The following is a 20613-nucleotide window of genomic DNA, read 5'->3' as shown; positions in this document are numbered from 1 at the left end:
ACTCAACTAACTTCCCATTGGCTTGGTAATTGGCAAACCCAAGCAATCACTTAATTCATGAGCTAACCATTCAAGTTCTACTTCGGATTTAATACCGATATCGTTTCCACCAAGCTGATATTTTTGTACTCCTGAGCAAATATATAATTCTGCTGGAACGACAATTCTAGTGTCATCAGAATTTTTAGTAAAATGTTTGGGAATGTAAACTAACTTATTAATACTTTGCCTTGACGATGCACGGGGGCGATAAAATTTCCAACTAAACAACTCCCAACTTAGGGTAATTTGTTCTGCATTCAGGCGTAAGCAGATGCGTCCAAATAAATGAAAGAGAAGTTTATACACCATGAGAAAGCCAGCACCCCAAAAAGGAAGTGAGAACAAAGCAAAGGGGATGTTGACAGGAAAAGGAATAGAGAGTGCGCCAATTGTCCAAAAGAGGATAAATGAATTCCAGACGATCGCAAATAAACCTGTGAATATTATTGATGGATCAAAACCAGATGGTGGAACGATAATTTCTAGAGAATCCCCATTTTTGGTTAATTGAATCTTACTCCCATCTGGTTTATCTACAACCAAAGTAGGCAAGTTTGTCGTTTGTGGTTTGTCTAAAGCTGCGAGCGCACCAGCAGCAGAATTAAAACGCCTTTCTAAACTGGGTTCAGTCATTTGCTGCAACCAGCGAGTCAATTCAGGACTCACATTAGCCACCTGTTCAAACTGAATCCGAAAATCCTTTTGGGGTAAATCGGCTGGATGAGTACCCGTCACTAAATAAATTAAAGTTGCACCTAAGCTATAAAGATCGGAAGCCGGAACCGTGCGTCCGCCAAATTGCTCCTGTGGCATATACCCATAGCTTCCCACCACAGTCCTAGTTCCACCTTCTGTAGCAAGGACAGTTTGCACCGAGCCAAAATCTACTAGGTAAACTTGACCAACACTGTTACCAGAACGCTCTCCCAATAAAATATTGCTAGGCTTAATATCACGATGGATAACAGGCGGATATAACCCATGTAGATAAATGAGAATTTCTAAAAGTGCTTTGGCTATCTCTTTGACTTCTACTTCGGTAAAAGTCCGGCTAGATTGGACGTATTGCTCTAAAGTTTTTGCTGGGATATAACTTTGTACTAGGGCAAATCCTTTGATGGTGGGTGAATTTACCTCAAAATAGTCTAAGTAGCGAGGTATTAAGGGATGTGACAAAGATTTTAGAGTTTCAGCTTCTCGCTCAAACAGCTTGAGTGAATCCCATTCAAAGTCACTACTAAAAGAGAGTAACTTAATAACAACCAATTCCTGAGTTTTCCAATCACGAGCTACAAGCGTCCGTCGCCCTGCTTTTTTGCCTAATAGCTGCTGAACTTGATAGCGTTCGCCTAATATTTCACCAATCATTATGGTTTCTTATAATGCTACGTTTGAAAAGTTTTTATAGCTTATGACTTTTCAATTTCGGCAAATCCATATCTTTAGTATAATTGCGTAATTCTATGCCCTCCCAACTTTGGCCTTATATTACCCCTGGTATTCCTGATGAACTGTTCGAGCATTTGCCAGGAATTCCCCTGAGTCAGCGAGAAGTCCGGCTACTGTTAATTGCCCAACTGCGGCTAACATCAGATTCTGTATTGTGGGATATTGGCGCAGGGACAGGTACAATTCCCGTAGAAGTTGGGCTATTGTGTCCAAAGGGTCAAATTATTGCTATAGAAAGGGATGAAGAAGTAGCTAATCTGATCAAGCGGAACTGCGATCGCTTTGAAGTGAAAAACGTCGAAGTCATTGAAGGTAGCGCCCCAGAGTGTTTACATGACCTCAAAGTTGCTCCTCACCGCGTTTGTATTGAGGGAGGAAGACCTATCCAGGATATTCTGCAAGCAGCATGGCATTATTTGCCACCATCCGGTCGGGTTGTAGCTACAGCTGCTAATCTAGAAAGTCTGTATGCTATTTCTCAAACCTTTTCTCTGTTAAGGGCCAGAAATATCGAAGTTGTTCAGTCTGCGGTTAACCGCTTAGAAACGCGCGGCTTTTCTCAAACCTTTACTGCCGTTGATCCCATTTTTATCCTCAGTGGTGAGAAACTGGATTAGAGAATGGGGAATGGGGAAGGGGGAGTAGAGAGCAGGGGAGGCAGGGGGAGCAGGGGAAGAAGAACTATTGATTATTGACAATACCCCATGCCCAATGCCCCATACCCAATGCCCCATACCCAATGCCCAATGCCCAATGCCCAATTCCCAATTCCCAATGCCCAATATTTAATACTTCTATGCCTTGGTCTCGGATTATTAGTGGAATTGTTGCGATCGCTCTTGCTCTTTCTGTTACCCTTTTGGGTGGCTGGTACTTTACCATCATGTTTGCGGTTGTCATCTTTTTGGGTCAACAGGAATATTTTAATTTGGTGCGAGCCAGAGGCATCGCTCCCGCCGCTAAAACCACTATGCTTGTCAGCCTAGTTTTGCTAGTAATTTGTACCATTGATGGCAGTTTAGCTGACGCTGTGATGCCCTTAGCTGGCACACTTATCTGTTTTTACCTGTTATTTCAGCCTAAATTTGCCACGATCGCTGATGTTTCTGCTTCTATAATGGGGCTATTTTACGTAGGTTATTTGCCGAGTTACTGGGTGCGATTACGAGCAATTGATAGTACCGTTTTTAGCAACCTTCCTCTAGGAGGTTACTGGCCTACAACCTGGACAGACTTCTGGGAAAAGGCAAGTTCTGCTTCTTTACCACAAGGTTTTACAGCAACAATGCTGACTTTTTTGTGTATTTGGGCAGCTGATATTGGTGCTTACACCATTGGCAAATTCTTTGGGAAAACCCGTCTGTCTGAGATTAGCCCCAAGAAAACTGTAGAAGGTGCTGTGTTTGGCATTACTTCAAGTGTTGCTGTAGCCATAGCAGGAGCCTATTATCTCCACTTGCCCAGATCCTTGTTGACTGGTTTAGCATTGGGTTTGTTGATTGGCATTGCTAGTCTTTTAGGGGATCTTACCGAGTCTATGCTCAAGCGTGATGCTGGAGTCAAAGATTCTGGACAATTAATTCCCGGTCACGGTGGTATTTTAGACCGTACTGATAGTTATATTTTCACAGCACCTTTGGTTTATTATTTTGTGACACTACTGTTGCCGCTACTATAAGCTTTTGAGTTGAGTTCAAAAGAGGCAGGGGGAAGGGAGCAGGGAGCAGGGGGAAAGATGTTGCAATTAACCCTTCCACAAGGCTTTCAAGCCCCTTCATTTATGTATGGAATTTTACCCTAGGTTTGAGTCCCCTAACCCTTTTGCTCTTGTTCTCCTCATCCCCTGAGAGGCGCTACGTCATTTAAAATAGGGTATTACTATTTTTTAATTTTTCACGATCTAAGGATTAACGTTAATCTGCCCTCGACAAACCAGTTTACCTGGGATCAACGTTAGTTCTTGGATATCGACATCTGAGCCAAGATCCAGATTGTACTCATGATTGTCGTCTAATATATCTCCCTCGTGGGGATTGATTTTTATTTGTGTCAGTTGCAACTCATGCCCACTAAGTAACTGTAAGCCACCCAGACAAATCTCTAGAGGCATTGTTTCTGTATTGGTTACTCTGGTGCCTCGCAGTATAATTTGATTGTTATCAAGGATAATTTCTTGCCAGTTTATTGGTTGTGACTTGGGGAAATTTGTTGGTAAAACTTTAACCAGCAAATCGCTCAAAGCAGTTGATAATAAGTCAGATGAGAGAGAAGTATTTAAATCATTCTCGTCTACGATCAAATCGCCAAATACTTGTACTGTTTCTAACAGTCGTAATGGCTTTCCCTTAAGTACGGAACCAATGTTTATCTGAATATTTTCTGCCGTTAATTGAATTTGTGTAATTAGGAGACCTTGATAAACTGCATGAGTAGCAAAAATAGATACCAAGGGGATACGCCCAGAGAGAAGTTGACGATCGCTTGCTTTAATCTCCACTTCTAATTCTGATATTTGGCTCACTTGCGCTCTTAACCAGAGCTTTAGGGCTTTTGTGAGTACCTGCGTAATTATGCGGATTTTATTTGCACTTGTCGTTTGAGAATTTTGCTCTGGCATCTAAGCAATCTGTTTATGAGTATTTGCTCAACATCTAGACAGAAATTAAACAAGTCTTAAATGTAACATTTATGCCTACTCGCTACAAAATGCAAATATCATTTAATTGTTAACAGTAAATAAGTAATTCCAGATGGAGGAACGGGTACAAAAAATTCTTGCTCAATGGGGCATCGCCTCACGTCGTGAAGCTGAAGAAATGATTAGGCACTCACGGGTGCAAATCAATGGGGTATTGGCACATTTGGGTCAAAAGGTTGATCCCCAAAAAGATGCGATCGCAATTGATGGTAAAACTGTATCCGAAAAGCAGCGTCCGGCTTTAATATATCTATTGCTACATAAACCTGCGGGAGTAGTTTCGACTTGCTACGACCCTCACAGAAGAACAACAGTCCTGGATTTACTACCGAAAAAATTACGGGAGGGTTCAGGTATTCACCCAGTTGGGCGTTTAGATGCAGACTCAACGGGAGCATTAATCCTCACAAATGACGGAAATCTGACATTTGGACTAACCCATCCCCGCCATAGCATTTCCAAGACATATCATGTTTTGGTCAGAGGACATCCCCCAGAAGCAGTACTCCAAATGTGGCGTGAGGGTGTGGTGTTAGAGGGTAGAAAAACCAGAGCTGCTAAGGTACACCTAATAGAACATCGTGCCGAACAAAGCTTTTTAGAAATAGTGTTGCAGGAGGGAAGAAATCGCCAAATCCGCCGGATAGCTCAACAGTTAGGATACCCAGTAATCAAGCTGCATCGAACTGCTATCGGCCCAATTCAATTACAAACTCCCAAAGAACCCTTATTGTCAGAGGGTAAATATCGTTCCCTCAACGATCATGAAATTCGCTTTTTGCAAGATCAGATAACGCAACCTATTAAAGATTCAGTGGAGTTAAGGAGTGTCAGTAGGCATGAAATGGCTAAGAAAGAAGAATAATCACCAGCCATCGCTTTCATTAGAGCAACAACGAACCGAAAAGTTGGCAGAATTGGGCGCTCAACTTTGGGCTTTGCGTCAAGAAAAGGGCTTATCTCTAGAGCAAGTGGTTGTATTAACCAGAATTCCTCAACGATTACTACAGGCGATCGAAGAAGGTAATATAAATGATCTCCCAGAACCAGTCTATATTCAGGGTTTGATCAGGCAATTTGCCGATGCTCTAGGCTTGAATGGAGTAGAATTTTCGGGCACTTTTCCGATTAGTTCTGCACAATTAAACCCTCAAGGTATGGGGAATACTTCACCCATTAATCAACTACGTCCGATTCATCTTTACTTTCTTTACATATTGCTAATCGTATGCTCTGTAAATGGGTTGTCTCAGTTATTAAATAACGCGGTACTACAAGCAAGTAATAGCCAAAACCAAATATACCCAAAACAAAAATCCCTTGTTAACCCAGAGCCAACCCAACCAAAAGATTCCCTAAAAGTTCAACCTGTCAGTAATCCCGTTGACGGCGGACAAGAGGGACAGGTTGTACAAATTGGTGTCACTTTGAAAGCGTCATCTTGGATTCGCGTCATAGCCGATGGTAAAACCGAGTTTGAGGGTATTCTTCCAGAGGGAACTCACCGGATTTGGAAAGCTCAAGAGCAACTGACAGTGAAAACTGATAATGCTGGTGGTGTGTTGATGAGCGTCAACCAGGAGAAAGCTAAGGAAATGGGAGAGCCAGGGAAAGAGGAAGAAATTAGGATTGCTGCCAAGCCTAATGTTTTGAGATAAGGGAGAAATAAATTCAAAATTTTACCCTTACAAGGAAGCAAACTAAGCGCAGCGTCTCGCAGACAATAAAAAGACTAGGGGAGATGAGAGGCATGAGGAGGACAAGGAAGACAAGGAGGCATTTACTCCTCCCTCTTCCTTGTCTCCCTTGTCTCCCTTGTCTCCCTACTCCTTAATTTTCTTGCGGCGCGCGTCCATTAAGTCTGGTAAGAACTTTTAAGCGATCGCGTAATTCATCTCTCAACGCTTCTGCTTGATAGCGCCACCCCCAGTTACCCTCAGCAGTACTAGGAAAATTCATCCGCGCTTCGTTTCCTAATCCCAAAACATCTTGCAAGGGAATAATCGCTTGATTAGCTATGGAACTCAAAGCTAGGCGAATTAAATCCCACTGGATGCCTTCAGGACTAATAGAACCTAAATAAAGCGATAAGTTATGCTTTTCGTTATCATTAGCTGAATTGAACCAGCCTACAGTTGTGTCATTATCGTGAGTGCCAGTATAAACTACAGCATTTCGCGGGTAATTGAATGGTAAGAATGGATTACCGGGATCAGAACCAAAGGCAAACTGCAAAACCTTCATTCCAGGAAATTCATACTTGTCTCGGAGCGCTTCTACCTCTGGTGTAATTACTCCCAAATCTTCTGCCAAGACGGGTAGCTTGCCCAACTTCTCCCTAATCGCTGCAAAAAAAGCGTCTCCAGGTGCTTCCACCCATTCGCCATTCATGGCAGTTTCTTCGCCTTTGGGTACTGACCAATATGCCTCGAAGCCTCGGAAGTGGTCAATGCGAATTATATCGACATAATCTAGCATTGCTTCAAAGCGTTGCACCCACCATTTAAAGTCTTGTTTTTGCAATTCCTCCCAGTTATAAACTGGGTTGCCCCACAATTGACCGGTGGCGCTAAAGTAATCTGGTGGGACTCCCGCCATTTGAGCAGCTTCTCCTGTCTCTTCGTCTAAGCAAAAGATATCGGGATGTGCCCACACGTCAGCACTATCGTGAGATACGTAAATAGGGATATCGCCAATAATGTCAATACCGCGCATATTGGCATAGTTTTTCAGGTCTGACCACTGCCGGAAAAACTCAAATTGGACGAACTTGTAATAAAAAATATCTCCGTTGAGCCGATCCTCTGCTTGAGCTAATGCTTCAGGTTTACGCTTGACAAATTCTGCTTCCCATGTATGCCAGCTTGCACCATTATGGGCATCTTTCAGCGCCATAAATAAGGCGTAATTCTCTAGCCAGTAGGCTTTGCTGTCGCAAAAACCTTCAAACTCTTTCTGCTGGATAGGCGTAGCATTGGCTCTAAAGTTTTCACAGGCTTTTTTAAGTAGCCCAATCTTAATTGGCACAACCTGGTCAAAGTCTACCTTTTCTACCGGAAATCCTGGTAAATGAGCAAAGTCTTCTTCAGATAGCAAACCCTCATCTCGTAGTTTTTCTGGGCTAATCAACAGGGGATTTCCTGCCATTGCCGAGTAGCACATATACGGGGAATTACCATATCCAGTGGGGCCTAGGGGTAAAACTTGCCAATATTGTTGATGGGTATCTTTGAGAAAATCAATAAAGCGATAGGCTTCTAAGCCTAAATCTCCAACGCCAAATCGACTGGGAAAGGATGTAGGATGCAGCAAAATACCACTGGATCTAGGAAAAGGCATAAGTAACCTGAATTATGAGAGAGAGCAATTGTTTGATGCACACGCTACGCGATTGCATCGAATTTATCACGGAACAGTATTTGCACGGTAAATCAAGTAAACTCATTTTGATTGTCATTTGTCTTTTGTCATTTGTCCTTTGTGAATAACCAATACTTCGACTACGCTCAGTACAAGTGACCAATGACCAATGACCAATGACTAATGACTAAATAAATATGACTTACCGAAATCCTGCACCGACAGTTGATATCATCATTGAACTAGTAGATCGACCTCATCGGCCAATAGTGTTAATTGAAAGACATAATCTACCTTTAGGTTGGGCTATTCCTGGTGGGTTTGTAGATTATGGGGAAGCCGTGGAAGTGGCGGCCCGGCGAGAAGCTGAGGAAGAAACAGGTTTGCAGGTGGAATTAGTTGAACAATTACTGGTATATTCTGACCCCAATCGTGATCCGCGTCAGCATACGATTAGCATTGTATTTTTGGCGACAGCGACGGGGGAACCAAAGGCTGGGGATGATGCCAAGGGTGTAGGAGTTTTTGAGTATTGGCGTGTGCCTGGTAATTTATGTTTTGACCACGATCGCATTCTGCGGGATTATTGGCGGTATCGGCATTACGGGATACGTCCGAGGTTGGGGTAAGAGGGACGAACCGCCAAGACGCAGAGAGCGCAGAGAGAAGACGGGAGAGGAATATCTGGAATTCCCTAGCATACGGAAATTCGTTGGTGTTAGGAGGATGTCAAAGCCAAGATTCTAAAGCCAAGGCTTGCACCTGTTGTATCCTTTGAAAATCGCTGTCTCTTGAAATGAGGGTGAGGTTATAGTGCAGAGCGGTTGATGCTATCCACAAGTCGTTATCGCTAAAACCCAAATCTTGAACTGTAAACTTTCTACGTTTTGCTTTGTCTTTGGGGCCAAAATGTTTGACAATTTCTCCTTTGAGGCTACCGTAAACATCGGCAACTCCTCCACTAATGGGATAAAGGTCAATGGTTTGGAGAAAAGTTTTGACAAAGCGAAGATTTGCTTCTTGTTGAGAAAACTTTTGCACCATGTAAAGGAGTTCGCCTTGCACAATAACGCTAGTTGCAACCCCTAAACCGATGTGTTCTTGTAACCGACGAATGACGTTTGTTTCTCCAAAAATGATCCGGCTACAATGGTTGGTATCTAGGAGGTACATGACTAAAATTTAGCCGGGGAACGGGTTTCGTAAACAAGTTGCAAGCACTCTTCAAAGTCATCTCCTTGCCAGGTTCCCGCAAATTTTAGCAAGTCTTCTGCTTTAGAGCCTTTGAGAATTGGTGTTGCTTCCTGTATTTCCGGTTTTGTTTGATGACTGGAAGTATCATCATTTTTTTCCGTTGACAGGTCAAGAGATATTTCCTTGGTTGTTGGTTTTGTCTTTAGAAAACGTAAAAAATCCAGTGTTTCAGCTAGTAGAACATCTGAGGATGATTCAATTTCTTGGAGCAGTATTTCTTTAATATTCATCCTGGTTTATTCATAAATAATATTTTGCAGTCTGTCGTAACAGTATTATACGAGTGCGCTCAAGATGTAGATCTGATGGCATTATGAGATACGTCCGAGGTTGGGGTAAGAGGGACGAACCGCCAAGACGCAAAGGGCGCGAAGGAAGAAAAGAGAGTAATACCTATGACACAAAGTTTTTGTGTTTATACTGTGTCAGTGGTATTCAAAGGTGCATTATGGACGCTGAGGAACTTTTAGAGAAATACGCCGCAGGAGAACGGAAATTTCATTCAGTAAATTTGAGTCAAGAAAATCTTAAAGGTGCAGACCTCAGTGAGATAGACCTAACTAATGCAAATTTGACTGGAGTTGATTTAAGTGGGGCAAACTTAACCCAAGCAAAACTTAATAGTACAAATCTCACTAAAGCATCTCTAATAGATACAAAATTAAATTCAGTAAGTGCTTCTTCAGCAATATTTTATTGGGCAGACCTCAATGGTGCTGACTTAAGTCGATCAACTTTGAACAGCGCAAATTTGAATCATGCAAACTTAGAACAGGCAAACCTCACAGATGTAAACTTAAGTAGTGCGAAATTAATTTATGCAAACTTAGATACAGCAAATTTAAGTGGAGCAAATCTTAGTAGTGCAGACCTAACTGCTGCTTCTTTAGCTAAAGCTAATCTCAGTAAAGCTAATCTAACTAAGGCAAATTTGGTTCAGGCGTACTTGATTGGAGCAAACTTAACTCTGGCAAACTTAACTGAGGCAATATTGCAAAGTGCCAAACTCCAAGGAAGTATATTTCATAGAGCGAATCTCCACCAAGTTGATCTCTCAGGCATGAATTTGGCTGATATAGACTTTACAGCAGCATCTCTTCAAAGTACAAACCTTACAAAAACATTTCTCCAAGGAGCGAATTTAGAAAAAGCCAATCTGCGATGGGCAAATTTAACCAAGGCAAATTTGGATGGAGCAAATTTGAGAAGGGTTGACTTAACTGGGGCAAATATCTATCGAGCAACCTTTAAAGATGCTGACCTAACTGGTGCGATAATGCCAGATGGAGAAGTTTACAAACCGATCGCAGCTGAAGCGAAAATCGGTAAACAGGAAACATCGTTAGAGAAAGTAATATCTATGACCCGTAAAGTAATTAATACTGATAACGCACCCGCACCAGTGGGCCCTTATAATCAAGCGATCGCAGCTTCAGGTCAATTTGTATTCATCGCCGGACAAATTGCCATCGATCCCCGCCTTGGTGATGTTGTCTACACTGATGATGTCAAAAAGCAAACTGAGCAGGTATTAGCTAATCTTGAAGCCATCCTCACGGCAGCCGGAGCAACTTTTGAAGATGTGGTGAAAACCACCGTATTTCTAGCTGATATGAATGATTTTGCGGCGGTGAATGCCATTTATGCTAAATATTTCCCGGAAAATACAGCCCCAGCGCGGGCTTGTGTTCAGGTATCGCGCTTACCTAAAGATGTGTTGGTAGAGATTGATGCGATCGCTGTAATTAGCGGTTAGTGCCAATCCACTCACAAAAGAAGCCTACAACTCTCCAAATAAACTAGGCTTTCTTATTGACTTTTTTTCTTAAAAGCTATAAATCTTTTTTAGGGATTAATTAAAATTAATTAGCAAAAAAACTGAGAAAACTTCCTAATGGAGAGTTGCAAATGAGTGTGAGGAAAAAGAGCTTATTGGGTGCTGGTGCGGCATTTGCAGTACTTACAGGTTTAGTAGTCAGCACAGTAGGGGCTATGCAGGCAACGATCGCCAACCCCACCACTAATCAACAGACACCACGCTTACTTGCTCAAGGGCAGAAGACTTTAACAATAGTTTTTCCCAGTCGTGCTGATTCTACAGACTTGCAAAATAAGGCAAATGCGGTAGGAGCTTTTTTATCGAAAGAGTTAGGAATTCCAGTCGTTGCCCAAGTTGGTGATGATACAGCTGCTGTAGAAGCTTTGAGAGCAAATCGGGCTGATGTCGCTTTTTTAAGTAGCCGTCCAGCTTTGAAAGCAAGACAATTAGCAAACGCCAGCTTGTATCTAGCCGAAGTTCGTTCCACTTATTCTGGAAGATACACCTATAGCTCAACATTTGTTGTCCCTAAGAATAGTCCCCTAAAAACTCAAAATTCAGCTAAAGCTACTTTAGAACAACTACGGGGCAAGAAAATGGCTTTTACTTCCCCTACTTCTGGCTCTGGGTTTATTATCCCTGTTGCTGAGTTGGTCAAACAAAAATTTGTACCCAACCGCGATCGCTTAGATGATTTCTTTGGTCAAGTTTCTTATGGCGGCAATTACAGCAAAGCCTTGCAAGCAGTTGTGCGCGGTCAAGCTGATGTGGCTGTTGTGTCAGAATATGCCCTGAATCCACCTTATATCACCGCCCAAGAGAAGAGTCAGTTACGGGTTCTACACAAAATTACTGGTGTACCTGCCCACGGTATTGCTATTGATGATGATGTTCCAGCCCCAACACGGGAAAAAATCATCAACGCTTTACTGAAATTAAATCAGTCGCAAAATAATAAGTTGTTAAGCGACTTGTATAATTCCACAGAATTAGTGCGAATTAACCATGATCGTCACCTAGCAACTATCCGCGAAGCTCTGCAAATTGCTGGCATTGAACCATAATTTAGAATTCAAAATTCAGAATTCAGAATTCAGAACTTATCAATCTTGACATTCTCTACGAGACGCGGCGCTATCCGCAATTTCTGTCAAAATTCATTCTGTTAGCGGATAGCTAAGGTTTAGCCCATTCTGACTCTGACTTTTCAAGTTATGTGGAAAAGTCCACGAAAAACCTAACCCCCTAACCCCCTTCCCGATGCGGGAAGGGCAGGGTGGTTTCATACGAAAAAAGAAAAATACATAAGTTTTTATTTCTTGTTTTGTGGCATGGCTTTTTACCCCTCTCCAAACCTCTCCCCGAAAGGTCAAGAGGCTTTGAAACCCAATTTTAGTTTTTCTCTGGTTGTATGAAACTACCCTGTTCCCAATGCGGGAAGGGGGAAATTCAAAGTCTCTCTCCTTTTAGGAAAAAGATTTAGAGAGAGGTTTTTCAGATGCCGTGAAAAGTCAGATTCTGATTCCTGACTCCTGACTCCTGAATTCTGTTCAATAAATTTCTATGAATGATTATGTTATTGAGTGTCATAACCTAGAAACAGCTTATGCTCCATCTCTCAATCGTCCTATTCTCAACGGGATTAATTGCCAGATTAAACGCGGTGAATTTGTCGTTTTGCTAGGCCTAAACGGTGCTGGTAAATCTACATTACTGCGATCGCTAGTTGGACTAGTCCCATCAGCCAGAGGAGAAATCATCGTCAATAATGTTGAGATGAATTCCCGAACACTGCCAAAGATCCGGCGCAATGTTGGTATGTTATTTCAAGGTGGCGGATTAATTCGGCAGTTATCAGCACTGGAAAATGTCTTGTGTGGATGCCTTGGTAAAAGAACAACTTGGCAAACACTGTTGGGATTTTCCAAACGCGATCGCTTGTTGGCACTAAATTTATTAGAACAGTTAGGACTGGGAGAATTAGCTTTTCAAAAAACCAGTCAATTAAGTGGGGGACAGCAACAACGAGTAGCGATCGCTCGGACTTTAATTCAATCACCGCAAATTCTCTTAGTTGATGAACCCATCACTGGCTTAGATGTTGTGGCATCGCAACAAGTCATGGAAACTCTATCTGAATTGCACACTCAGCAAGGTATGACTATTGTCGCAGTTTTGCACGATTTGGGAATCGCAGAAAAATACGCCCAACGAGCGATCGTCTTAGATGCTGGACGCGTCGTTTACCAAGGACTTTGTGACAACTTACAAGCTCAATTTGCGAAAGTTTCTGCTTAAGGGACTTCCAAATAAAAAATATCCAATTAACTCCTGTGGGGTGGGCATCTTGCCCGCCCAGTCTATATGGCGCTCATGTTGTCCACCCCACAATATTGGATAATTTATTTCTTGGAGTTCCCTGAGTGGGATTTGATTTAACAAAACAGAATTCAGTCGCCAGAATTCAAAATTCATTCTGACTCCTGGATTCTGACTCCTGAATTCTTCTTCAATACAATATGAGTTACTTCTTTAAGTCAAAACGCTTACGCTTCTACCCTTGGCTGAGTTCTCTACTCATCTCATTAATTGTTGTGGTAATTTATGGTTGGGCTTTACGAGGACTCAAACTCGATTTTGAACTGCTAAGTTCTAGCTGGCCATACATCACCGATTTTATTACTCGGTTATTTCCTCCCGATTGGAAAGTTTTAGATATTGCAGTTAAGGCACTAATTGAAACTGTACAGATGTCTTTATGGGGAACTACCATTGGGGCAATTCTTTCTGTACCGATTGCTATAGCTAGCGCCAGCAATATTGCGCCTGGGTGGTTGCGATCGCTAGCTAATTTGCTGCAAAATACTGTACGTTCCGTCCCCTCAATTATTCTAGGGCTAATTTTTGTTGCCGCCACTGGCTTAGGCGCACCAGCAGGAACTTTAGCTTTGGGAATCTACACCATCGGCTACCTTGCCAAATTTTATCAACAGGCAATTGAAGCAGTTGATCCGCGTTCTCTTGAATCGTTGGAAGTTATCGGAGCCTCCAAGTTACAGATTGCTCAATACGGCATTCTCCCGCAAGTGCTACCTCTGGGATTGGGTTACACCTTTTGGATGTTTGAGTACAACATCCGTGCTGCTTCTGTCTTGGGTGTAGTTGGTGCAGGTGGTATTGGCTTTCAGTTAAAAAGTTACATCGACGGGTTCGAGTACACCAAAGCAACAACCATGATGCTAGTGCTTTTGGTAGTCGTCACTGTAATTGATGCTTTTAGTAGCCAATTACGTCATCGGCTCGATTCTATGTAATAAATTCTTGGTGTCTTGGCAGTAGACTGTTTTGAAAGCTAATGCGATCACTTCTACAACTTTGGGAATACTGAAATGAAGTACCCTAAAGGAGTATTAAAAATGGCAAAAAATCGCATCAGTGCCAGCCTAGCTCCAGCAGATAAAGAAGCAGTCATGCAGGCGATCGCTACAATTAGAGAAAAGTTACCGTTTTTGATTGATTTGACCCCTGAAGATCGGCGAACAATGCTGAAGATGGGAGATAAAAGTCGGGCTTTTGTCAGCAAAGCTTTAGAAGTGGCAACACAAAACCCTAACTTTTTGCCTCGTTACTTTGATTTAGAAGAAATGCGCCGGGATTTAGAAATATATGAGGACTTGTATCCGGTGCTGTTGTCTCTAACGCAACTGCAAGAATTGGTGGATGATACCTGTATAGCTGCTGCTAGTGAAGCGTATGCAGCAGCATTAGCAGTTTATAGCTATGCCAAAGCTAGCGGTGATGTCGCAGGTTTAGATGCAGTAATTGATGAGATGGGACGCAGGTTTAACCGCCGTTCTAAGAAAAAGCAATCCGAAGTCCCAGTTAGCTAAAGCTTGCAATAAGCAATTATACTAGTTGCAAATTTGCTAAAATATACATCATTTATAGGGGCATAACTTTAGTTATGTCCTTTTTGCGTTTTGAATCTAAACATTTTTGAAACCCGCACAGGCGGGTTTTGCCTGTGTAGCCGCGACTTCTAGTCGCCAGGGCATTTTTGAGCCTCAAAAGGTCAACATCGAGCCTCAAAAGGTCAACATCGAGCCTTAAAAGGTCAACATCGAGCCTCAAAAGGTCAACGTCGAGCCTCAAAAGGTCAAAGTCGAGCCTCAAAAGGTCAAAGTCGAGCCTCAGAAGGTCAACGTCGAGCCTCAGAAGGTCAACGTCGAGCCTCAGAAGGTCAAAGTTGAGCCTCAGAAGGTCAAAGTTGAGCCTCAGAAGGTCAAAGTTGAGCCTCAGAAGGTCAACGCATAAAAATTACCCAGAAAAAGTTTAAGAAATTCCGAAATACACTTTGTATATTTAGTAGTTATTCTGTAAACACTAGCACCTCAAAATTAAATCTTGTAATGAACCCACAAAACAAGCCCAAGAGTCTACAAGATATTCTTAAGCAGCGCCAACAATCAGGTTTTGTGGGTCGTGAAGACCAAGTAAACCAATTTCGCCAAAATTTAGCATTACCCCCAGAAGATGATCGCCGTCGTTTTCTGTATAACGTTTGGGGTCAAGGTGGAGTTGGTAAAAGTACCCTGCTGCGACAGTTTCGTAAAATTGCTGACGAAGCAAAAATTATTTCGGCTTACATCGATGAAGCTGAAAAAACTATACCAGAAGTCATGGGTCGTCTAGCTGAGGATTTAGAACGGCAAGGTCATAAACTATCGCAGTTTACGGAACGGTACAAAGTTTACCGTCAAAAGCGCCAAGAATTAGAAACCGATCCAGAAGCTCCTCAAGGCTTTTCGGCTTTTGTGGGGAAAACTATGGCAAAAACTGGGGTACGTTTAGCGCGTCGAGTTCCCGTTGGCGGTGCTGTATTTGACTTTGTAGATGAGGATGCTTTCGCTACCCAAGCCGGAGAATGGGCTTCTTATGTTGCAAAAAAAATAACAAATAAAGACGAGGTGCGCTTAGTTCAAGAACCTGAAGAAGTGCTGACCCCGCTATTTTTGCAAGATATTTTTAAAATTGCAAAAGAAACTGGTGTTGTTTTGTTTTTTGATACCTATGAACGCACCGGAGAATTTCTAGATAACTGGCTACGGGAAATTTTGGACGGTCGTCACGGTGAAGTATCTCTCAATATATTGATAACTATTGCTGGTCGTCATGAATTAGATAAAAATTATTGGGCTCCTTACGAGGGGTTAATAGTTCGTTTCCCTCTAGAACCCTTTACAGAAGAGGAAGCCCAACAATATCTAACTCGCAAAGGCATTACGGACAATCGCATTATTGAAGTTATCTTGCGCCTTTCTGGAAACTTACCCCTGCTGGTAGGAATGTTAGCAGATGCTCATCCCAATGACCCGAACCAAGTAATTGAGCCTAGCAGCAGTGCTGTAGAACGCTTTTTAAAATGGATTGACGACCCTAAGCGGCGGCAAGTGGCACTTGATGCTGCCATTCCTCGGTGCTTAAACCGGGATGTTATCGCCAATTTAAGAGGAGAAAAAGAAGCTGATGAGCTATTTACTTGGCTGAAAGAAACATCCTTTGTCAACGAACGTACCGATGGTTGGGCTTATCATGATGTGGTCAAAACCCAAATGTTACGCCACAAGCGCCTTTCATCGCCGCAAGGTTGGGCTGATATACATTGTAAGTTGGCAGAATATTATGACAGCTTGCGGAATAATCTGCAATTGGATGAAATCAAAGCTTGGGGAGATCCAACTTGGCAAAGCTATAAACTCAACGTTTTGTATCACTGTTTATGTCAATCACCACAAAAGTACTTGCCCGTAGCTCTCAATGAATTCCTTGCTGCACTCAAAAATCAACGGACTTTTGCCCAACTTTGGGTAGCAACAATGCTTCAGGCTGGTAAAGATGTCGATTCTAACGAAGTTCAGCGTTGGAGTGAGCAGCTAGCTAATGGATTAAAAGCTTATGATGAAAAACTTTATCAAGTTACATTGGAAATGTTTACCGCAGTCCTACAGAATTCTAGGATTGAGGTTAAATGGCAACCAATTGCTCTAGGTTGGCGTGGTGAAACTTACTCTTTAATGGAGCGTTACTCAGAAGCCCTAGAAGATTTTGACCGCGCCATTGAACTCGATCCCAAATATGACTGGGCCATCGCAAGTCGCGGTCAAACTTACCGCTCAATGAAGCGTTACGTAGAAGCCCTAAAAGATTTTGACCGCGCCATTGAACTTGACCCCAAACTTGACTGGGCCATCGCCAGTCGCGGTCTAACTCACTCCTTAATGGGGAGTCACGCAAAAGCCCTACAAGATTTAGACCGCGCTATTGAAATTAACCCCAAACTTGACTGGGCGATCGCAAATCGCGGTGAAATTTACCAATTAATAAAGCGTGACGAGGAAGCTCTACAAGATTTTGACCGCGCGATTGAACTTAACCCCAAATTTAGCTGGGCGATCGCAAATCGGGGTGAGACCTATCTGATGCTGAAGCGGTACAATGAAGCTCTTGCAGATTTGAGTCATGCTATCGACTTAAAATCTAACTATGGTTGGTCTTTGTATAATCGCGCTTTAACTTACTCAGCCCTTAACCAACCAGACAAAGCGCGATCTGATCTAGCGCTTGCCATAAACCTTGCTAAAGAGCGTTATGAAAAAGATGCTAAAAACTCGCGTAATGCCTTTAATTTAGCTATTTACTATTTGGCTGCTCATTATACTCAACCAGCAGAGCAATTATATCAGCGTACCTTATCTCAAGGTGCTTCCTTAGAGCGTATCCGTATAGCTATTCATGACCTAAATAACTTTTTAACTATCTTCCCTAATCATGTGCAGGCTACATCCATGCGACAGTTGTTGCAGTCTTCTCTAACTTAGGTCATGTAATTTTCACTAAGAATTGTGAAGCGATCGCTTCTACTACTTTGCCTTGCTCATGACAAAGCTGTTTTGCAATTCTAATACCAATTTAAAAATGAGTAGGAGGAATTTTAGATGATCGGCCAGGTCAAAATGGGATTTGTCTAAATCCACTCAAATCCCTGTGTGGCTAAAAACTCTTTAGCTGGTTCCAAAATATCTTTGCTTAAAATCAGTTTGACTTTTGGAGAACTAAGATACAAACGAAAACGCTCAATAAATAGTTGGTTAGCAGGTTCAATTTTCCTAATGGCACTCCAGGGAATTAACAACGGCGGAAGTCCCAAGCCAAATAAGGGAAAAATACTCAGATAAATCCCTTGAGGAGTTGTACCAACATTTAAAGTCCCTTTGTAATACACCAAACCCACAGAACCGCTTTGCATTCGGGAAAAGTTTTGTGGCGGCGCTTCTTTCGTGCGGTAGAGTTTAGCCAGGCGATTCCAGTCATGACGGAATAGAAAAATCATGACTATCGTGGAAAATGTAAAAAAAACGATGTATATCCACTGAGGGGTATGTGGCATTTGTTTTTAAATTATTGATGATTGACGCTTCAAATTTAAGCGATGTCTAACGACAAATCTCTTTGCGCCTACGCATTCATCAATCAACCACATTCCCTTTAATTTTTCCAAATTATGGGAGCATCCCGGTTAAAAATTGCTTAATAAAAATCCCATTCATTCAAAAAACTGGCTTTAAATTAAGGCCAGTTTTTTGATTTTATTGCAAACTTCTATCGGACTTTACGGCCGAGTATTAACGGAACACACTTGAGAAGATATTATTAAGCTTTCTCATTGAAATGTCAAGATTTCACTAAATAGGTGGGTGGGAAAATCCACAAGTACGTAATTGCGAGTGAAACCTACTCCTGCAAAGAAGCAAGCTACTTGCAGCATCTCTTATGAGAAGCAATCACAAAGATTTCAGCTATATTACATTTTGTTGCATAGTTAGGTTTATTCATGCTTACCTGCTTAGGTCAGCAAAACTTGCTATTAGATATGGCCACTTCTCTTAAATTCTCTGGCTGTGCTTCTAAACTCTTGTCACCAAAATGCTTATCCATCAACCTGGAGATTTGTGCAGCCTGAATTCGACTATGACGTGTTTTATCTGGCATAACTAAGTTTGGCCCAGCTTTACAATTTTTCATACAACCAGTGCCCTTGATTGTAACTTGGTCTTCTAAACCGCGATCGCTTAAAGCTGCCTCCAACGCCTGACAAACTGCTTTACCACCCCGTTTCATACAATCAGACTTTTGACACACCAAAATTGTGGCTTTAGCCTTAGCTGGCTTTACCTTGACATTATCAATAGATGGGGGTTCTTGTATTGGTGCGATCGTTTCAACTCTCCCCATATCAGAACGCGCCGCCATTACCCGTTCAGCTTTCAGAGTGACAGTACCATCCTTCAAATCATGCTTTTTGTAACCAACAACTTGCAGCCAAGTCCCTGATGGTAAGCGCAAGTCAAAAGCAGCCCGTAAATGTTTAGCTAGTTTAATGTAAGACTCACCTTCATGAGTCCCCAGCATTAAGCCTTTAAGCTTATAGCCATCTTTAATAACAAAATTTATAAATCTGCCCTCAAGACAAAATTCTGATACTTCCATAGTGTGAGATGCACCCATTTTTTTGATCTCCTTTTAACTAAGTACAAGCAATCAAGCAAGATATTCTCAGCAGTAGCTAAAAATTAGAACTGTTGTTAGCAATTTTCCAACAGTACTCAAGAGTCAAAATTTGCTCTTGACGGGAGGCTGTTAATCGCTGTATCACACTCCAAAGTTGAACAGCTATCACAGGAGAGCTAATTTCAACTTTCAATGGCTGGTTAGCTATACAAGTACAGGGAATATCTAACTCCTTTAGGCGTTGATAGACTTGCCAGCGATCTGCCCAATTCACCTCTACAAGGTGGTTGCTTTCTATTTCTGAACTAAACGATTTCAAGAGAATTGCCCTCAAAGTGCAACAAACTTGCAGTAATTACCGCGATTTAACTCTCTGCTTAGTGAAAGTTTTAGGAGTGTAACCTCTTAAAACCAGCATACCTTAAGTGCAAACAATTCTCATTAATTTTGGAAAAAAAAGTCAAACTTTTACAGCCATCCCATATTGAGAGGGGGAAGAGGTAGGGAGCAGGGGGCAGAGGAGAGAGATAATTTTAATTTTTATTCTCTCGCTTGTGCCCTGCCCCCTGCCTCTATTGGGAAATATGCACATTTAAGTCGTGATGTCAATATTAATGAGAGATTTATGCACATTGATAGGTGTGCCATCATCCAGCAAACAATAAAATTGAGATTATTAGTAAGCAAAAATACAAAATCTTGTGCTGGCAAATTGGCTTGCACTTATTATTAAAATGTTAATATGTTGAGAATAAGCAGTTAAAATCTATAACTGTTAAAAAGAGAGGAACACAATGTCTGAAACGCAAACTTTGTTACGAAATTTTGGTAATGTATATGACAATCCCGTGTTGCTGGATCACAGCGTCACTGCTCCAGTTACAGAAGGATTCAACGTCGTATTAGCTAGTTTCCAGGCACTGTATTTGCAGTACCAAAAGCATCATTTTGTAGTTGAAGGCTCAGAATTTTACTCTCTGCATGAGTTTTTTAACGAAAGCTACAACCAAGTACAAGACCACATCCATGAAATTGGAGAACGCTTGGATGGACTAGGTGGTGTTCCAGTAGCGACCTTTAGCAAATTAGCAGAATTAACCTGTTTTGAGCAAGAGTCTGAAGGCGTATATTCCTCTCGCCAAATGGTGGAAAATGACTTAGCCGCAGAACAAGCTATTCTTGGCGTGATTCGCCGCCAAGCTGCTCAGGCAGAGAGTTTAGGCGATCGGGGTACACGCTATCTGTACGAAAAGATTTTGTTGAAAACCGAGGAACGTGCTTATCATTTGTCTCACTTCCTCGCTAAAGATAGCTTAACTTTAGGGTTTGTCCAAGCGGCTCAAAGCTAAAACTCTCATAATCTAGATTTATTTACCTAGACTGAAAGAAAAAGTTGGCAGCACGAACTCTTAAAATATTATAA

The 20613-nt window shown here is 42.0% G+C and carries 20 protein-coding genes; 12 read left to right on the top strand and 8 right to left on the bottom strand.

What is annotated here, in order from left to right; all coding sequences use genetic code 11:
• Window positions 1–6: 6 nt before the first annotated feature.
• The gene (locus ACFFRD_RS08830; RefSeq protein ID WP_392481191.1) at window positions 7–1410 is read right to left on the bottom strand and encodes a serine/threonine protein kinase; all 1404 of its coding nucleotides are present in this window, start codon (window positions 1408–1410) and stop codon (window positions 7–9) included.
• A 95-nt stretch (window positions 1411–1505) separates the two neighbouring features.
• On the opposite strand from ACFFRD_RS08830, the gene cbiT reads away from it, so the two are divergent.
• Window positions 1506–2108, top strand: a complete 603-nt coding sequence (gene cbiT / locus ACFFRD_RS08825; protein WP_114084477.1) for a precorrin-6Y C5,15-methyltransferase subunit CbiT — start codon at window positions 1506–1508, stop codon at window positions 2106–2108.
• Between the two features lie 179 nt (window positions 2109–2287).
• Window positions 2288–3169 (top strand): phosphatidate cytidylyltransferase, encoded by an 882-nt coding sequence (locus ACFFRD_RS08820; RefSeq protein ID WP_392483037.1) that lies wholly within the window; start codon window positions 2288–2290, stop codon window positions 3167–3169.
• A 222-nt stretch (window positions 3170–3391) separates the two neighbouring features.
• Here the strand turns inward: ACFFRD_RS08820 and ACFFRD_RS08815 are convergent, their stop codons facing one another.
• Window positions 3392–4108: a DUF2993 domain-containing protein gene (locus ACFFRD_RS08815; RefSeq protein WP_392481190.1), complete on the bottom strand. Its 717-nt coding sequence runs from the start codon at window positions 4106–4108 to the stop codon at window positions 3392–3394.
• 133 nt (window positions 4109–4241) lie between these two features.
• Here ACFFRD_RS08815 and ACFFRD_RS08810 point away from each other — a divergent pair, with 133 nt between their 5' ends.
• The gene (locus ACFFRD_RS08810; protein WP_392481189.1) at window positions 4242–5054 is read left to right on the top strand and encodes a pseudouridine synthase; all 813 of its coding nucleotides are present in this window, start codon (window positions 4242–4244) and stop codon (window positions 5052–5054) included.
• A complete protein-coding gene (locus ACFFRD_RS08805) occupies window positions 5029–5847 on the top strand; it encodes a helix-turn-helix domain-containing protein (protein ID WP_392481188.1) in 819 nt (272 codons plus the stop codon). The genes ACFFRD_RS08810 and ACFFRD_RS08805 overlap by 26 nt, the downstream gene beginning before the upstream one ends.
• A gap of 172 nt (window positions 5848–6019) precedes the next feature.
• Here ACFFRD_RS08805 and malQ read toward each other — a convergent pair whose 3' ends face one another.
• Complete coding sequence (malQ, locus tag ACFFRD_RS08800) at window positions 6020–7528, bottom strand: 4-alpha-glucanotransferase (protein ID WP_392481187.1); 1509 nt, start codon at window positions 7526–7528, stop codon at window positions 6020–6022.
• Window positions 7529–7746: 218 nt separating this feature from the next.
• On the opposite strand from malQ, the gene ACFFRD_RS08795 reads away from it, so the two are divergent.
• Window positions 7747–8178: an NUDIX hydrolase gene (locus ACFFRD_RS08795; protein ID WP_193950585.1), complete on the top strand. Its 432-nt coding sequence runs from the start codon at window positions 7747–7749 to the stop codon at window positions 8176–8178.
• A 100-nt stretch (window positions 8179–8278) separates the two neighbouring features.
• Here the strand turns inward: ACFFRD_RS08795 and ACFFRD_RS08790 are convergent, their stop codons facing one another.
• The gene (locus tag ACFFRD_RS08790) at window positions 8279–8722 is read right to left on the bottom strand and encodes a type II toxin-antitoxin system VapC family toxin (protein ID WP_392481186.1); all 444 of its coding nucleotides are present in this window, start codon (window positions 8720–8722) and stop codon (window positions 8279–8281) included.
• Window positions 8723–8724: 2 nt separating this feature from the next.
• Window positions 8725–9033, bottom strand: a complete 309-nt coding sequence (locus tag ACFFRD_RS08785; RefSeq protein ID WP_392481185.1) for a hypothetical protein — start codon at window positions 9031–9033, stop codon at window positions 8725–8727.
• Window positions 9034–9251: 218 nt separating this feature from the next.
• Here ACFFRD_RS08785 and ACFFRD_RS08780 point away from each other — a divergent pair, with 218 nt between their 5' ends.
• The 6 genes from ACFFRD_RS08780 (at window position 9252) to ACFFRD_RS08755 (ending at window position 17500) form a co-directional block, all read left to right on the top strand.
• Window positions 9252–10559, top strand: a complete 1308-nt coding sequence (locus ACFFRD_RS08780; protein WP_392481184.1) for a Rid family detoxifying hydrolase — start codon at window positions 9252–9254, stop codon at window positions 10557–10559.
• A gap of 152 nt (window positions 10560–10711) precedes the next feature.
• Window positions 10712–11686, top strand: a complete 975-nt coding sequence (locus tag ACFFRD_RS08775; protein ID WP_392481183.1) for a phosphate/phosphite/phosphonate ABC transporter substrate-binding protein — start codon at window positions 10712–10714, stop codon at window positions 11684–11686.
• Window positions 11687–12185: 499 nt separating this feature from the next.
• Window positions 12186–12920, top strand: a complete 735-nt coding sequence (locus ACFFRD_RS08770; RefSeq protein WP_392481182.1) for a phosphonate ABC transporter ATP-binding protein — start codon at window positions 12186–12188, stop codon at window positions 12918–12920.
• Between the two features lie 221 nt (window positions 12921–13141).
• A complete protein-coding gene (gene phnE, locus ACFFRD_RS08765) occupies window positions 13142–13936 on the top strand; it encodes a phosphonate ABC transporter, permease protein PhnE (RefSeq protein ID WP_392481181.1) in 795 nt (264 codons plus the stop codon).
• 102 nt (window positions 13937–14038) lie between these two features.
• Window positions 14039–14512 carry a hypothetical protein gene (locus ACFFRD_RS08760; protein WP_392481180.1) on the top strand — a complete coding sequence of 158 codons (474 nt, stop codon included), beginning with the start codon at window positions 14039–14041 and terminating at the stop codon, window positions 14510–14512.
• 519 nt (window positions 14513–15031) lie between these two features.
• Entirely contained in the window at window positions 15032–17500 is a 2469-nt protein-coding gene (locus tag ACFFRD_RS08755) for a tetratricopeptide repeat protein (RefSeq protein ID WP_392481179.1), read from the top strand.
• Between the two features lie 146 nt (window positions 17501–17646).
• Here the strand turns inward: ACFFRD_RS08755 and ACFFRD_RS08750 are convergent, their stop codons facing one another.
• The 3 genes from ACFFRD_RS08750 to ACFFRD_RS08740 all read right to left on the bottom strand — a co-directional run bounded on the left by ACFFRD_RS08750 (window position 17647) and on the right by ACFFRD_RS08740 (window position 19509).
• The gene (locus ACFFRD_RS08750; RefSeq protein ID WP_392481178.1) at window positions 17647–18012 is read right to left on the bottom strand and encodes a hypothetical protein; all 366 of its coding nucleotides are present in this window, start codon (window positions 18010–18012) and stop codon (window positions 17647–17649) included.
• A gap of 518 nt (window positions 18013–18530) precedes the next feature.
• The gene (locus ACFFRD_RS08745; protein ID WP_392481177.1) at window positions 18531–19187 is read right to left on the bottom strand and encodes a (2Fe-2S) ferredoxin domain-containing protein; all 657 of its coding nucleotides are present in this window, start codon (window positions 19185–19187) and stop codon (window positions 18531–18533) included.
• Window positions 19188–19245: 58 nt separating this feature from the next.
• Window positions 19246–19509, bottom strand: a complete 264-nt coding sequence (locus ACFFRD_RS08740) for an Asr1405/Asl0597 family protein (protein ID WP_392481176.1) — start codon at window positions 19507–19509, stop codon at window positions 19246–19248.
• Between the two features lie 475 nt (window positions 19510–19984).
• Between ACFFRD_RS08740 and ACFFRD_RS08735 the strand changes: the two genes are divergently transcribed.
• Window positions 19985–20539, top strand: coding sequence for a Dps family protein (locus ACFFRD_RS08735; RefSeq protein WP_163934571.1), 555 nt, complete (start codon window positions 19985–19987; stop codon window positions 20537–20539).
• Window positions 20540–20613: the final 74 nt, after the last annotated feature.

Origin of the sequence: Nostoc sp. C110, assembly GCF_043099725.1 — a bacterium.
Lineage (GTDB): Bacteria > Cyanobacteriota > Cyanobacteriia > Cyanobacteriales > Nostocaceae > Nostoc > Nostoc muscorum_A.
This window is presented reverse-complemented; position numbering and strand designations above follow the sequence as displayed.